This is a genomic window from Streptomyces sp. NPDC045431, from assembly GCF_040646655.1.
Lineage (GTDB): Bacteria > Actinomycetota > Actinomycetes > Streptomycetales > Streptomycetaceae > Streptomyces.
The window spans coordinates 159,807-174,176 of record NZ_JBEZAQ010000010.1; the positions used below are offsets into that span (position 1 = coordinate 159,807).

At 69.2% G+C, this 14,370-nt stretch carries 15 protein-coding genes; 6 read left to right on the forward strand and 9 right to left on the reverse strand.

Annotated elements, in window-relative coordinates; all coding sequences use genetic code 11:
- The first annotated feature begins 19 nt into the window (after window positions 1–19).
- The 6 genes from murJ to trxA all read left to right on the forward strand — a co-directional run bounded on the left by murJ (window position 20) and on the right by trxA (window position 7,246).
- Window positions 20–2,245, forward strand: coding sequence for a murein biosynthesis integral membrane protein MurJ (murJ, locus tag AB0A69_RS21615; protein WP_361424181.1), 2,226 nt, complete (start codon window positions 20–22; stop codon window positions 2,243–2,245).
- 129 nt (window positions 2,246–2,374) lie between these two features.
- On the forward strand, window positions 2,375–4,108 hold the full coding sequence (locus AB0A69_RS21620) for a protein kinase family protein (protein WP_361424184.1): 1,734 nt from the start codon (window positions 2,375–2,377) through the stop codon (window positions 4,106–4,108).
- Between the two features lie 27 nt (window positions 4,109–4,135).
- Window positions 4,136–4,843: an RNA polymerase sigma factor SigM gene (gene sigM / locus AB0A69_RS21625; protein ID WP_361424187.1), complete on the forward strand. Its 708-nt coding sequence runs from the start codon at window positions 4,136–4,138 to the stop codon at window positions 4,841–4,843.
- A complete protein-coding gene (locus AB0A69_RS21630; protein WP_361424190.1) occupies window positions 4,840–5,748 on the forward strand; it encodes a hypothetical protein in 909 nt (302 codons plus the stop codon). Before sigM ends, AB0A69_RS21630 begins: the two co-directional genes overlap by 4 nt.
- 126 nt (window positions 5,749–5,874) lie before the next feature.
- Window positions 5,875–6,849 (forward strand): thioredoxin-disulfide reductase, encoded by a 975-nt coding sequence (gene trxB / locus AB0A69_RS21635; protein ID WP_361424193.1) that lies wholly within the window; start codon window positions 5,875–5,877, stop codon window positions 6,847–6,849.
- A 49-nt stretch (window positions 6,850–6,898) separates the two neighbouring features.
- Window positions 6,899–7,246: a thioredoxin gene (trxA, locus tag AB0A69_RS21640; protein WP_361424196.1), complete on the forward strand. Its 348-nt coding sequence runs from the start codon at window positions 6,899–6,901 to the stop codon at window positions 7,244–7,246.
- 66 nt (window positions 7,247–7,312) lie between these two features.
- Here trxA and AB0A69_RS21645 read toward each other — a convergent pair whose 3' ends face one another.
- The 9 genes from AB0A69_RS21645 to rpmH all read right to left on the reverse strand — a co-directional run bounded on the left by AB0A69_RS21645 (window position 7,313) and on the right by rpmH (window position 14,129).
- Window positions 7,313–7,930: a GNAT family N-acetyltransferase gene (locus AB0A69_RS21645; protein ID WP_361424199.1), complete on the reverse strand. Its 618-nt coding sequence runs from the start codon at window positions 7,928–7,930 to the stop codon at window positions 7,313–7,315.
- 304 nt (window positions 7,931–8,234) lie between these two features.
- Window positions 8,235–9,341, reverse strand: coding sequence for a ParB/RepB/Spo0J family partition protein (locus tag AB0A69_RS21650; RefSeq protein ID WP_361424202.1), 1,107 nt, complete (start codon window positions 9,339–9,341; stop codon window positions 8,235–8,237).
- Window positions 9,338–10,414 carry a ParA family protein gene (locus AB0A69_RS21655; protein ID WP_361424344.1) on the reverse strand — a complete coding sequence of 359 codons (1,077 nt, stop codon included), beginning with the start codon at window positions 10,412–10,414 and terminating at the stop codon, window positions 9,338–9,340. The genes AB0A69_RS21650 and AB0A69_RS21655 overlap by 4 nt, the downstream gene beginning before the upstream one ends.
- A gap of 254 nt (window positions 10,415–10,668) precedes the next feature.
- The gene (gene rsmG, locus AB0A69_RS21660; protein WP_355352183.1) at window positions 10,669–11,379 is read right to left on the reverse strand and encodes a 16S rRNA (guanine(527)-N(7))-methyltransferase RsmG; all 711 of its coding nucleotides are present in this window, start codon (window positions 11,377–11,379) and stop codon (window positions 10,669–10,671) included.
- 122 nt (window positions 11,380–11,501) lie between these two features.
- A complete protein-coding gene (locus AB0A69_RS21665) occupies window positions 11,502–12,014 on the reverse strand; it encodes a R3H domain-containing nucleic acid-binding protein (protein WP_361424206.1) in 513 nt (170 codons plus the stop codon).
- A gap of 14 nt (window positions 12,015–12,028) precedes the next feature.
- On the reverse strand, window positions 12,029–13,273 hold the full coding sequence (gene yidC / locus AB0A69_RS21670) for a membrane protein insertase YidC (protein WP_361424209.1): 1,245 nt from the start codon (window positions 13,271–13,273) through the stop codon (window positions 12,029–12,031).
- 3 nt (window positions 13,274–13,276) lie between these two features.
- The gene (yidD, locus tag AB0A69_RS21675) at window positions 13,277–13,603 is read right to left on the reverse strand and encodes a membrane protein insertion efficiency factor YidD (RefSeq protein ID WP_361424212.1); all 327 of its coding nucleotides are present in this window, start codon (window positions 13,601–13,603) and stop codon (window positions 13,277–13,279) included.
- Window positions 13,600–13,971 carry a ribonuclease P protein component gene (gene rnpA, locus AB0A69_RS21680; protein WP_361424215.1) on the reverse strand — a complete coding sequence of 124 codons (372 nt, stop codon included), beginning with the start codon at window positions 13,969–13,971 and terminating at the stop codon, window positions 13,600–13,602. The genes yidD and rnpA overlap by 4 nt, the downstream gene beginning before the upstream one ends.
- Window positions 13,972–13,991: 20 nt before the next feature.
- Window positions 13,992–14,129, reverse strand: coding sequence for a 50S ribosomal protein L34 (gene rpmH / locus AB0A69_RS21685; protein ID WP_018846094.1), 138 nt, complete (start codon window positions 14,127–14,129; stop codon window positions 13,992–13,994).
- Window positions 14,130–14,370 lie beyond the last annotated feature (241 nt).

Sequence of the window (14,370 nt, forward strand, 5' to 3'; positions counted from 1 at the left end):
CGATGAGGTGGGGTTATCCATGAACGCGCCGTACGACGGTGACCGCGGCCAGGGCGCGGGTGGCGGCGGTACGCCTCCCGGCGGGACGCACGCGGCGCCCCCGGCGGGCCAGGTACCGCCACCGGCGTCACCGCCTGCCCCGGATCCGTACGTCCCGGACCCCTACGTCCAGGACGCCTACGACCACGACCCGTACCGGTCGCACGACCTCTCCGCGCAGGACCCGGTGGGCGAGGCTCTCTACGACCGCGCCGCACACCCGCCGCCTCCGCCCGGTACGTATCCGGAGCCGCAGCCTCTCTACCAGCAGCCCGCCGCTCCCGAGCACGCTCCCAATCCCCACGTCTGGGCACAGACCCCGCCGCCCGAGCCCGACGGCCCTTCCCGCCACCTTCCGTACGGTGACGATCCGCGGACCGTTCAGTACACCGGCGTCGACGACCTCGTCACCCGGGCCGGTGAGGAGGAGCCCGCGCCGGACGCCTTCGCCCACCTCTACCGGGACCAGCAGGCCCACGGCCGCCCGCCCACCGCAGGCAATCCCGGCCCCGGTGAGCCCGAGCCCGAGCCGGTGCCCGCGGCGGTGCCGGCCCCCACCGCGCCGAAGAAGTCCGGCGGCCGCGCCTCCGGCCTGCTGAAGTCCAGCGCCGTGATGGCCGCCGGCACGCTCGTCTCCCGCCTGACCGGATTCGTCCGCAGCCTGGTCATCACCGGAGCACTGGGCGCCGCCCTGCTCGGTGACGCCTACACCGTCGCGGCGACCCTGCCGACGATGATCTACATCCTCACCGTCGGCGGCGGTCTGAACTCGGTCTTCGTCCCGCAGCTCGTCCGCTCGATGAAGGACGACGAGGACGGCGGCGAGGCCTACGCCAACCGGCTGCTGACCCTGGTCATGGTCGCCCTCGGCGTGATCGTCGCCCTCGCGGTGTTCGGCGCCCCGCTGCTGGTCCGCGCGATGTCGGACACCATCGCCGGGGACGCGGCCGCCAACAGCGTCGCGGTCACCTTCGCCCGCTTCTGCCTGCCCACGATCTTCTTCATGGGCGTGCACGTGGTCATGGGGCAGATCCTCAACGCGCGCGGCAAGTTCGGCGCCATGATGTGGACCCCGGTTCTGAACAACATCGTCGTGATCTTCACGTTCGGGATGTTCATCTGGGTCTACGGCACGTCCGCGGAGACCGGCATGCGTGTCGAGACGATCCCGGACGAGGGTGTCCGGCTGCTCGGCATCGGCACCCTGCTCGGCCTCGTCGTCCAGGCGTTGGCGATGATCCCGTACCTGCGTGAGGCGGGCTTCCGCTTCCGGCCCCGGTTCGACTGGAAGGGCCAAGGCCTCGGCAAGACGATCAAGCTCGCCAAGTGGACCGTTCTCTTCGTCCTCGCCAACCAGGCCGGTGTCGTCATCGTCACGCAGCTCGCCACGGCGGCCGGCAAGGCCTCCGGCAAGGACGGGGCGGGCATCCTCGCCTACTCCAACGCCCAGCTGATCTGGGGCATGCCGCAGGCCATCATCACCGTCTCCGTCATGGCCGCGCTGCTGCCGCGCATCTCCCGCGCCGCGCACGACAACGACCCGGGTGCCGTCCGCGACGACATCTCGCAGGGACTGCGGAACTCGGCCGTCGCGATCGTGCCGATCGCGTTCACCTTCCTCGCGCTCGGCCTGCCGATGTGCACGCTGCTCTTCGCGTCCGCCTCCGACGAGGCCGCGCGCGGCATGGGGTACATGCTCATGGCCTTCGGCCTCGGCCTGATCCCGTACTCGGTGCAGTACGTCGTGCTGCGCGGGTTCTACGCGTACGAGGACACGCGTACGCCCTTCTACAACACCGTCATCGTGGCGGCCGTCAACGCGGCCGCGTCCGGGGTCTGCTACGTGGTGCTGCCGTCCCGGTGGGCCGTCGTCGGCATGGCCGCCTCGTACGGGCTCGCCTACGCCGTCGGGGTCGGGGTCGCGTGGCGTCGGCTGCGCAAGCGGCTCGGCGGCGATCTGGACGGCTCGCACGTCGTACGGACCTACGCGCGGCTGTGCATGGCGTCCATCCCGGCGGCGATGGCCGGTGGCGCCGTCGGTCTCCTCCTGCTGAGGACGCTGGGCGCGGGTGCCCTCGGCTCTCTGGCGGCGCTCGTCGCCGGTGGGGTGGTCCTGCTCGGCGTCTTCTTCGTAGCGGCGCGGAAGATGCGGATTCAGGAGCTCAACGCCATGGTGGGCATGGTCCGCGGCCGTCTGGGCCGCTGACGATCCGGCACGAGCGGGCCACCGGGGCAACCATCGTGGGCCACCGCGTGTCGTGCATGGCAGCGGACTGTGGGCACAATTGGCATGGCTGTTGGATATGGCGCAACGGATGGGGAGGCAGGAACGACGGTGGCGGAACGTAGCACGGCCGCCGTCGACGTGGCCGACAACAGCGGTGACGACCCGCTGACCGCGAAGGCGGACAAGGCCGCGGCCGACGGGGTGGCGGAAGCGCAGGACACGGCGGACGGATCCGCCGACAACACCGACGGCGAGCGGCGGACCGGCGGTCAGCCCTCCCGTGTGACACCCGAGCTGCACAGCGGCCACAAGCTGGCCAAACGCTACCGGCTCGAGGAGTGCGTCACCCGTCTGGACGGCTTCAGCAGCTGGCGTGCCGTCGACGAGAAGCTGCGTCGCGCCGTGGGGGTGCACGTGCTCCCCGCGAACCATCCCAGGGCCCGCTCGGTGCTGGCTGCGGCACGTTCCTCGGCGCTGCTCGGCGACCCCCGGTTCGTCCAGGTCCTGGACGCGGTCGAGGAGAACGAGCTCGTCTACGTCGTCCACGAATGGCTGCCGGACGCCACCGAGCTCACCGCCCTCCTCGCGGCCGGGCCGCTGGAGCCGCATGACGCGTACCAGCTCGTCAGCCAGGTCTCCCAGGCCATGGCCGCCGCCCACCGCGAGGGCCTCGCCCATCTCCGCCTCACCCCCGGCGCCGTCCTGCGCACCTCCAGCGGCCAGTGGCGCATCCGCGGGCTCGCCGTCAACGCCGCCCTGCGGGGCATCAGCGCCGAGCGCCCGCAGCGCACCGACACGGAGGCGATCGGCGCCCTGCTGTACGCGGCGCTGACCCAGCGCTGGCCGTACGAGGACGACGCACACGGTCTGTCCGGGCTGCCCAAGGGTGTCGGGCTCATCGCACCCGACCAGGTCCGGGCGGGGGTGCACCGCGGCCTCTCCGAGATCGCCATGCGCGCCCTCGCCAACGACGGGGCGACGGCCTCCCGCCAGGAACCCGCCTGCACCACCCCCGACGAGCTCGCCAAGGCCGTGGCGGCGATGCCCCGCATCCGCCCGCCGGAGCCGGAGTTCCCCGCCCCGCCGGACTACCAGCGCACGACCTACCAGCAGGGCACCTACGGCCGGCCCAAGCCGCGACCGGCCGCCACGGCCACCCAGCCGACGCCCATGCCGCCGCCCCCGCTGCAGAGCCGTACGGGCAAGGCACTCAAGTGGGCCGTGTCGGCACTCCTCATCGCCGCACTGGGCCTCGGCAGCTGGCAGGTGGCCGACAAGCTGCTCGACCAGCCCAAGGCCGCCGAGGACCCGAAGCCAAGGCAGACCACCTCCACATCCGGTGGTGGAGGTCAGCAGAAGACGAGGGTCCCCGTCCCGCTGAAGATCCAGGAAGCCAGGGAGTACGCCCCCGACGGCTCCCCGCAGAACGTCAATGACGTCCAGAAGACCTACGACAACGACAGCGGCAGCTACTGGCGGACGAACTACTTCCTCGACGGCCCGGAACTCGAGCCCTCGATCAAGCAGGGCGTCGGCATCGTGTACGACCTCGGCGCGGACAAGGACGTCTCGGGCGTCTCCATAGGGTTGCGCTACGGCGGACCGCACACGACCATCACGCTCTACGCCGCCGATTCGCTGTCGCCGTCCGGCTCCGTGGACACCATGAAGAAGATCGCTTCCGGACAGAGCAGCGGTACGAGCCTGCAGGTGTCCACCAAGGAGCCGGTGAAGAGCCGGTACGTGCTGCTGTGGATGACCGCGATGCCCTACTCGGCGCAGGACGGCTACAGCGGCGCGGGATACAAGCAGGCCATCACGGACGTGAAGTTCACCGGCTGACAGAGAGACGCGGGAGGGGGCGCACCGTTGGACGATGCCGAACTGGGCGGCACGAGCGACCAGGAACTACTGGCTCGCCATGTCAGCGGTGACCCTGACGCCTTCGGCGAGCTCGTGCGCCGCCACCGCGACCGGCTCTGGGCCGTCGCCCTGCGGACGCTGGGGGACAGGGAGGAGGCCGCCGACGCCGTCCAGGACGCCCTCGTCTCCGCCTTTCGGTCCGCCCATACCTTCCGCGGCCAGTCCGCCGTGACGACATGGCTGCACCGCATCACCGTGAACGCCTGCCTGGACCGGGCCCGTAAAGCCGCATCCCGCAAGACCTCGCCCGTGGAGGACACCGAGCGGCTGGAGCAGCTGCTGGAGCCCCATGAGTCGGCCGAGGCGCCTGCCGAGCGGCACGACCTTCACCGGGAGCTCCTGGCCGCGCTGGCGACATTGCCTGCCGATCAGCGCGCCGCGCTGGTGCTGGTCGATATGCAGGGTTACCCCGTCGCAGAGGCCGCCCGCATCCTCGACGTACCCACGGGAACGGTGAAGAGCCGCTGTGCCCGGGGCCGGGCGAGACTGCTCCCCCTGCTCACTCATCTGCGTGGTGACACCGTGGGTAAGGGTGGGTCTGAAGGGGGAAGGAACCGGACGCCAGGGACATCCGTCCCACCTGCGTCGGGAGCAAGCCGTGATGCAGGACCCCAGGATCCTGCTGCTGTGAAGGGCGGAGGTGGACGCGCGTGACATCCACGGCCGACACGACTCAGCATCCGGATGTCTCGGAGATCTCCGACCTCACCGAGGGGCTGCTCTCACCGTCGCGTACCGCCGATCTGCGACGGCATCTGAACGACTGCGCGCTGTGCGCCGATGTCCGTACCTCGCTGGAGGAGATCCGGGGGCTGCTCGGCACGCTTCCCGGTCCCGCCCGCATGCCGGCCGATATCGCCGGGCGCATCGATGCCGCGCTGGCCGCCGAAGCGCTCCTGGACGCCACCGCTCCCGCTGCGAGTGAGCACGTTTCACGTGAAACATCGCCCCCGTCGAAGCCGACCGAGCGGACTCCTGCGGACCGTCCGGCCGGGCCCTCCTCCGGGCGGCCCGCCGGCCGACCGAACACCGCCACGGGCCCCGGCCGCGCGGGTTCCGCGCGGCAGCGGCGTCGCAGGATGCTCCTCGGCACGGCCTTCGGCGCCGCGCTGGTCGCCCTGAGCGGGCTGCTCCTCCAGGGGATCCAGTCGTCGGGGGACAAGGACGGTAACGCCCGGAAGGCCGACAGCCCGGTCACTGCCGCCGATGCGGCGACCTTCTCCGGCGTCCCTCTCGACAACCATGTAGAGGCCCTGCTCGCCATGGAGACCTTCACCGCGACGCCCGAGAAGCAGGACCAGCGGAGCCTGGGGGCCAATACGGTGAAGCGCTCAGGTGACGTGGCCGTCCCGGACTGTGTCCAGGCGGGGACCGGTCGTACCGAGCAGGCTCTCGCCGCTGAGCTGGGGGAATACCAGGGCAGGAAGGCTTTTCTCGTGGTCCTGCCGCACTCCGCGGACGCCCGACGGGTCGATGCGTACATCGTCGACGCGTCCTGCACCACGACGAAGGCCTCCAAGGGAGACGTGCTGCTCACGCACTCCTACCCCCGTCCCTGACATCACGCTGCCGTGCCGCCTGGGCACTGCGGGAATGCGCGCCCCGTAGGATCCGTTGGGTGGGGTGAGAGTCCTTGACCCGGCCCCGTAGGCAGTAGGCAGTCTGCAGAGACGAGGAAGAAACCCGTGAGCGACGTCCGTAACGTGATCATTATCGGCTCCGGGCCCGCCGGCTACACGGCAGCGCTGTACACGGCGCGTGCCTCGCTGAAGCCGCTGGTCTTCGAAGGTGCCGTCACCGCCGGTGGTGCGCTCATGAACACGACCGAGGTGGAGAACTTCCCCGGTTTCCGTGACGGGATCATGGGCCCCGACCTCATGGACAACATGCGGGCCCAGGCCGAACGCTTCGGTGCCGAGCTCATCCCGGACGACGTCATCGCGGTGGACCTCACCGGTGACATCAAGACCGTGACGGACACCGCCGGGACCGTTCACCGCGCGAAGGCCGTCATCGTCACCACCGGCTCTCAGCACCGCAAGCTCGGCCTGCCGAACGAGGACGCGCTGTCCGGCCGGGGCGTCTCGTGGTGCGCCACCTGCGACGGCTTCTTCTTCAAGGACCAGGACATCGCCGTGGTGGGCGGCGGTGACACCGCGATGGAGGAGGCCACCTTCCTCTCCCGGTTCGCCAAGTCCGTCACCATCGTCCACCGCCGGGACACCCTGCGCGCCTCCAAGGCCATGCAGGAGCGTGCCTTCGCCGACCCGAAGATCAAGTTCGCCTGGGACAGCGAGGTCGCCCAGATCCACGGCGAGCAGAAGCTGTCCGGTCTGACCCTGCGCAACACCAAGACGGGTGAGACCTCCGAGCTGCCGGCGACCGGTCTGTTCATCGCCGTGGGCCACGACCCGCGCACCGAGCTCTTCAAGGGCCAGCTCGAGCTGGACGACGAGGGCTACCTCAAGGTGGAGGCTCCGTCCACGCGCACGAACATCACGGGCGTTTTCGCCGCCGGTGATGTGGTGGACCACACCTACCGCCAGGCGATCACCGCCGCCGGCACGGGCTGCTCCGCCGCCCTGGATGCCGAGCGCTACCTCGCCGCGCTCGGTGACAGCGAGAAGGCCGCCGAGCCGGAGAAGACCCCGGTCGTCTGACCGCACCCTGTTCCCCACTCCCACACCCCGTTGAAACAAGGAGGCTGCCGTGGCCGGCAACCTGCACGACGTGACCGACGACTCCTTCGAGGCCGAAGTCCTCAACAGCGAGAAGCCCGTACTCGTGGACTTCTGGGCCGCCTGGTGCGGTCCGTGCCGCCAGATCGCTCCGTCGCTGGAGGCCATCGCCGCTGAGCACAGCGAGGACATCAAGGTCGTCAAGCTGAACATCGACGAGAACCCGGCCACCGCTGCCAAGTACGGCGTCATGTCCATCCCGACGCTGAACGTCTACCAGAACGGCGAGGTCGTGAAGACGATCGTCGGCGCCAAGCCGAAGGCCGCGATCGTCCGCGACCTCGACCCCTTCATCGGTGGCGAGATCAGCAAGGCCTGACGCCTCCGTTTCACGTGAAACAGTGAGCGGCCCATCCCGGTCAGGGATGGGCCGCTCACTTTTGTGTCAGAGCGGGCGCAGCACCGGGTCCTTCTGGACCGCTCCTAGCAGGCGGTCGAGTGCCAGCTCGACATCTTCCTTCCAGGAGAGTGTGGTGCGCAGCTCCAGCCGCAGCCGCGGATGGACCGGGTGCGGTCGGACGGTCTTGAACCCCACCGCCAGAAGGTGGTCGGCGGGCAGCACGCAAGCCGGCTCCTTCCAGCGGGCGTCCCCGAAGGCCTCGATCGCCTTGAACCCGCGCCGGAGCAGGTCCTTCGCCACGGTCTGCACCATCACCCGGCCGAGCCCCTGGCCCTGGTACCCCGGCATGATCCAGGCCGTCATCAGCTGCACGGCGTCGGGCGAGAGGGGACTCGTCGGAAAGGCGGTCGAACGCGGCACATACGCGGGCGGCGCGTAGAGCACGAACCCGACCGGTACCTCGTCCACGTAGACGACGCGACCGCAGGATCCCCAGTCCAGCAGGACCGCGGAGATCCAGGCCTCCTTCTCCACGTCCGGAGTTCCGGCCTTTATCGCGGCCTCTCCGCTGACCGGGTCAAGTTCCCAGAAGACACACGCTCGGCAACGCTTGGGGAGATCCGGGAGGTTGTCCAGCGTGAGCGGTACGAGCCGACGCCCCATGAAGGCTGTTCCTCACTTCCTTCGCGTGCCGCCCCGAGAGCGGCTGCCAGCGCGCTCCGTTCCCGGAGCAGGCTGCCGATGAACCCACCGACCGCACCCAGTCCCAGGCCTGCTGTCACCAGTCGGCCGCGGCTCACCTCTCGCATGCCCGGTTCTCCCTCCATAGTGGGTCAGGGGGATGCGCATACCAGAACGCATCGTATCGATCGGGCGATGACACGCATACGGGAAGACGGCAAAGGGCGGGCCGTGTTCCGGTGAACACCGGTACACGGTCCGCCCTCCTGGCTGCGGTGAACGGGGGTCAGCCCTGGTCTTCCTGCTGCTCCTGCTCCGCGAGGCCCTGCGCCAGAACGCGTCCTTCGCCAGGGGCCAGGGTCGACAGGATCCGGTCGAGATCCTCCATCGAGGCGAACTCAACGACGATCTTCCCCTTCTTCTGCCCGAGGTCGACCTTCACCCGGGTCTCGAAGCGGTCCGACAGCCGGGTGGCGAGCTTGTTCAGCGCCGGCGACACCCGGGCACCGGCCCGCGGCCCCTTCGGCTTGGCCGGAGCACCGCTGGGCTCCGACTCCATCAGCTTCACGATCTCCTCGACCCCGCGCACCGAGAGGCCCTCGGCGACGATGCGGTACGCCAGCTTGTCCTGCGCCTCGGGGTCCTCCACCGACAGCAGCGCCCGGGCGTGCCCGGCCGACAGCACACCGGCGGCCACCCTGCGCTGAACGGGCGGCGACAGCCGCAGCAGCCGCAGCGTGTTGGAGACCTGGGGACGCGAGCGTCCGATCCGGTCGGCCAGCTGGTCGTGGGTGCAGTTGAAGTCCTTCAGAAGCTGGTCGTAGGCAGCGGCCTCCTCCAGCGGGTTCAGCTGCGCCCGGTGCAGGTTCTCCAGCAGGGCGTCCAGCAGCAGCTTCTCGTCCTCGGTCGCACGGACGATCGCGGGGATGCGCTCCAGCCCTGCCTCCCGGCAGGCCCGCCAGCGCCGCTCGCCCATGATCAGCTCGTAGCGCTCGGGGCCCAGCTGCCGTACGACCACCGGCTGGAGCAGCCCCACCTCCTTGATCGAGGTGACCAGCTCGGCCAGCGCGTCCTCGTCGAACACCTCACGCGGCTGGCGCGGGTTCGGCGTGATCGCGTCCAGCGGCAGCTCGGCGAAGTGCGCCCCGGCTGACGTCTCGCCCTCGGGTGCCGCCTCCGGCTCCGGCTGCGCTGAAAGCGCCGGTTCCACGGGCCCGGAGGCGTTCGGAAGCGTCGCGACCTTGGCGGCCGCCACCCCCCGCTCCGCCGTCAGTGCGGGAATGGCCCCCGGAGAGGTGGACCCGACTCCCACCGAAGGCGCCTGCCTCTCCTGGGGAGCAGCGGGGATCAGCGCACCGAGCCCACGCCCCAGTCCCCTACGTCGCTCGCTCACTGGATCCCCTCCGACATGCTGTGCTTGCTGATCTGGCTGCCCACGTGGGCGTGCTGCGGGTCGTAGTAGACACCAGCCCCCCGCAGGGCGATCTCGCGGGCCGCCTCCAAGTACGAGAGCGCACCGCTGGAGCCCGGGTCGTACGTCAGCACCGTCTGCCCATAGCTGGGTGCCTCCGAGATGCGGACGGACCGCGGAATGCTGGTCCGCAGCACCTCGTCACCGAAGTGGCTGCGCACCTCGTCGGCAACCTGCGAGGCGAGCCTGGTCCGGCCGTCGTACATGGTGAGCAGGATCGTCGAGACATGGAGCGTGGGGTTGAGGTGCCCGCGTACCAGCTCGACATTGCGCAGAAGCTGCCCCAGACCTTCCAGCGCGTAGTACTCGCACTGGATGGGGATCAGCACCTCCGCGCCCGCCACCATGGCGTTGACCGTCAGCAGACCCAGCGACGGAGGGCAGTCGATGAGGATGTAATCCAGCGGCTGCTCATACGCCTGGATCGCCCGCTGCAGTCGACTCTCCCGCGCCACGAGCGAGACCAGCTCGATCTCCGCACCGGCGAGATCGATGGTGGCCGGGGCGCAGAAGAGACCTTCGACGTCCATGACGGGCTGAACCACGTCGGAGAGCGGCTTGCTCTCCACCAGGACGTCGTAGATCGAAGGAACTTCGGCATGGTGGTCGATCCCGAGCGCCGTGGAGGCGTTGCCCTGCGGGTCCAAGTCGATGACCAGCACACGTGCGCCGTGCAGAGCCAGAGAGGCGGCGAGGTTGACCGTCGTGGTCGTCTTGCCTACCCCGCCCTTCTGGTTGGCGACCACCATGATGCGGGTCTGCTGAGGGCGGGGAAGCCCCTCACCGGCACGGCCCAGCGCCTCCACCGCCAGTTGGGCAGCATGACCAATGGGGGTGTCGTCCATCGGGGGCGGTGTTTCACGTGAAACATCCTCCCCCGCCGATTCGGTACGGGGACCGGGGACCGGATCGGTCATCGGTCCCGCGATGTTGGCGTCGGACCGCAAGGATTCACTCTCCTCGGCTTCAGGCTCGCGATGGGGAGAGCCTGCCATGCTTTCGGGGTCGTGAACCAGCGAGGCCCGTGGTTCTGTGGACAACTCCACCTCTGTGGACATCCCTGTAACCCCCACGGGGGGCTTACGGTCGCGCGGCGTGGCAGCCGCGCGACCGCGGCTGATGATTCCCTGCAGCAGTGAGCGACGTTTCACGTGAAACATTGATGCACTCGCCGCCCAGCGCGGGCATCACGACACTCCGAAATGCGTACGTATGAGGATCGACAGCAGGAAAACCCCGCACCGGGCCCTCAGCGACGACGACGGGACGTCCGCGCAGCCTTGGCGCGCTTGGCGGCGAACCGAACCCCACCGGGACTCTCGCCGACCTCCACGCGTACGACCGTCGACATCGGGTCGACGATGCCCTCACCGACGTGCAGCACCGAGGTCTGGACGACACCCAGTTTGCTGAGCGCGGCGCGGGCGCCCTGGAGCTCTTCCTCTGCGGTGTCGCCCTTCAGCGCGAGCATCTCGCCGTAGGGACGCAGCAGCGGTACACCCCAGCCCGCCAGACGATCGAGCGGCGCGACGGCACGGGCGGTCACTACATGGACCGGCGGCAGCTTGCCCAGCATCTCCTCGGCACGGCCGCGCACCACGGTCACATGGTCCAGCCCGAGCAGCTCGACGACCTCCTGGAGGAAGTTCGTACGGCGCAGGAGCGGTTCGAGGAGCGTGATCTTCAGGTCCGGGCGGACCAGCGCCAGAGGGATACCCGGCAGGCCGGCACCGGAACCGACGTCGCAGACCGTGACACCCTCGGGCACGACCTCCGAGAGCACCGCACAGTTCAGCAGGTGGCGCTCCCACAGCCGTGGCACCTCACGGGGCCCGATCAGGCCGCGCTTGACCCCCGCGTCCGCGAGAAGCTCGGCGTACCGGACAGCTTCCGGGAAGAACTCGCCGAATACCGTCCGCGCTTCTTGGGGCGCATGGGGAAGCTCTTCTGCCTCCGTCACGGGAACCGTCCTTCCGTACCGCATTGGCGCACCGCAGTGCCGAGCGGCAGTGCAGTGCTGAGTATCAGGCTGACAAAGATCGGCCCCGCCTGCGAACAGACGGGGCCGACATGAAGGGAGACTCAGGCAGGGAGCACGACGACGAAGCGCTGCGGCTCCTCGCCCTCGGACTCGCTGCGCAGGCCGGCGGCGGCCACCGCGTCGTGGACGACCTTCCGCTCGAACGGGGTCATCGGCTGAAGCTTCACCGGCTCACCCGTGCTCTTGACGTCGGCCGCGGCCTGGGCGCCCAACTCGGCGAGCTCGGTGCGCTTCTTGGCCCGGAAGCCGGCGATGTCGAGCATGAGACGGCTGCGGTCGCCGGTCTCCCGGTGCACGGCGAGGCGGGTCAGCTCCTGAAGCGCCTCCAGCACCTCACCGTCGCGCCCCACGAGCTTCTGCAGGTCGCGGCTGCCGGTGTCGCTGACGATCGAGACCGCGGCGCGGTCCGCCTCGACGTCCATGTCGATGTCGCCGTCGAGGTCGGCGATGTCGAGCAGACCCTCGAGGTAGTCAGCCGCGATCTCGCCTTCCTGCTCCAGGCGGGTCAGGGTGTCGACACCCTCGGCGGCGGCGGAGGTGGTGCCTTCCGTCACGGATGGGCTCCTTCTTACTTCTTGGACGACGGGTGCTTGGGCCGCTGCTGGCCCTTGCGCTGTCCGGACTTGGCTTGGCGTGCGGAACCTCCGGCGGCCCCGCCCTCCTGCTTCGGCTTGGCGTCCTGCGGCTCGTCGGCCTTCTTCTCCAGGGACGTCTTCGCCGCACCCTGCGGGGTGCCGGTAGCGGCCTGGCGCTTCGCCTTGGGCTGGCGCTTGGGCTGCTGACGGCGGGCGGCCGCGGCGCTCTGCGCCTCGGCGACGGCCGGGTCGACCTTGGCCACGGAGCCGTCCGCCTGGGCCGAGAACCCGGCCTTGGCCAGGGCACCGATGAAGCGGCGCTCGTTCTCGTTGCGGTCCGGGCCCTTGGCCACGATCGCCTGGACGACGCTGCGGCGGCGGCGACCACGGACCTCACCGTGCGAGGTGACGCTCTTCAGCAGGCGCTGCAGGTACTGGTCCTGGGCCTTGCTGCCCGGCGTCGGGTTCTGGTTGATCACGTACATCTGCTGGCCCATGGTCCACACGTTGGTGGTCAGCCAGTAGACGAGGACACCGACCGGGAAGTTGATGCCCATGACGGCGAAGATCACCGGGAAGATGTACATCAGCATCTTCTGCTGCTGCATGTACGGGGTCTTCACCGTCAGGTCGACGTTCTTCTGCATCAGCTGGCGCTGGGTGAAGAACTGCGACAGCGACATCATGATGATCATGACCGCGGTGACGATGCGGACATCCGTCAGCGAAGCGTTGAGCGCGGTGACCTTGTCCGGGTCGTCCATGAACTTGGCGGCGATCGGAGCCCCGAAGATGTGGGCCTCACGAGCGCTCTTGACCAGCGAGTCGTTGAGGACGCCGATCTTGTCGCCCGAGGCGATCTCGCTCAGCACGTGGTACAGGGCGAAGAAGAACGGCGACTGCGCCAGGATGGGAAGGCACGAGGAGAGCGGGTTGGTGCCCGTCTCCTTGTACAGCTTCATCATCTCTTCGGACTGACGCTGCTTGTCGTTCTTGTAGCGCTCCTGGATCGCCTTCATCTTCGGCTGGAGCGCCTGCATGCCACGCGTCGACTTGATCTGCTTGACGAAGAGCGGGATCAGGCAGATCCGGATGACCACCACGAGGGACACGATGGACAGACCCCAGGCCCAGCCGGTGTCCGGGCCGAAGATCGCCCCGTACAGCTTGTGGAACTGGACGATGATCCACGAGACAGGTGTGGTGATGAAGGCGAACAGACTGGCAATCGTGTCCACTAATCAGGCTCCTTGAGCATTGGGCGAGGTCTCTGCGGCCGGGCTCGGATCGGCGGAGTGCCCGCCCTTGCCACCGCGCAGCGCGGCACGCAGCAGTTCGTGCCAGCGCGGGCGCTTCCGTGGAGGGACATGGTCCACACCGCCCGGCGACCACGGGTTGCACCGCAGGATCCGCCAGGCGGTCAGGGCCGTGCCCTTCACCGCGCCGTGCCGGTCGATCGCCGTATATCCGTAGTGGGAACACGACGGGTAGTACCGGCAGACAGGGCCGAGCAGCGGGCTGATCGTCCACTGGTACAGCTTGATCAGAGCCAGCAGCGGGTACTTCATCGCGCGCCCCCTCCCAGCAACCGCTGAAGGGCGGCGTCCAGGTCGCGGGCCAGCTGTGCGTGGTCGGCGTCGCCCGCTCCGGGCAGCGCCCGTACTACCACCAGGCTACCGGGGGGCAGGACGGACAGCCGGTCGCGCATCAGGTGCCGCAATCGGCGCTTCACCTGGTTACGGACGACCGCTCCGCCCACGGCCTTGCTGACGACGAAACCCGCACGTGTCGGGGGAGCGCTCTCCCCTGACGCGTGCGGGTCCGTTGCACCGCTGCATAGATGGACGACGAGGAACGGGCGGCCGGCCCGGCGTCCTCGGCGTACCGCGGTCGCGAAGTCCTCGCGCCGCCTCAGCCGATTCTCGGTAGGCAGCACGTCATGACCTGTTTAAGCGATCAGGCGGACAGGTTGGCGCGACCCTTGCTGCGGCGGTTCGCCAGGATGGCGCGGCCGGCACGGGTGCGCATGCGCAGACGGAAGCCGTGGGTCTTGGCACGACGACGGTTGTTCGGCTGGAAGGTGCGCTTGCTCACTCGGGGGCTCCAGAAATGATTCGTTGGTGGCGGGACATCGCCTGGCTGTCACCGTGCGCCCACGAGTAGCTCGCAATACGCCCGAGTGCACCGCTTCACGATCACTGACCGTGATCTTTGCCCATCGGAGGCAGGCGGCAGCAGCCATCGACAACTCGACCTGGTTACGGTACGCGCGGCTACGCCATCCGGTCAAACCGGCACCGCGCCGGGCCCCGCTGTGCACAGGCTGTGGACAACA

Excerpts from the sequence above, each read along its gene's own strand:
- murJ (WP_361424181.1), top strand. The coding sequence starts at position 20 with ATGAACGCGCCGTACGACGGTGACCGCGGCCAGGGCGCGGGTGGCGGC.
- AB0A69_RS21645 (WP_361424199.1), bottom strand. The coding sequence starts at position 7,930 with ATGGGGCGTCGGCTCGTACCGCTCACGCTGGACAACCTCCCGGATCTC.
- yidD (WP_361424212.1), bottom strand. The coding sequence starts at position 13,603 with ATGAAGTACCCGCTGCTGGCTCTGATCAAGCTGTACCAGTGGACGATC.
- AB0A69_RS21655 (WP_361424344.1), bottom strand. The coding sequence starts at position 10,414 with ATGGCAGGCTCTCCCCATCGCGAGCCTGAAGCCGAGGAGAGTGAATCC.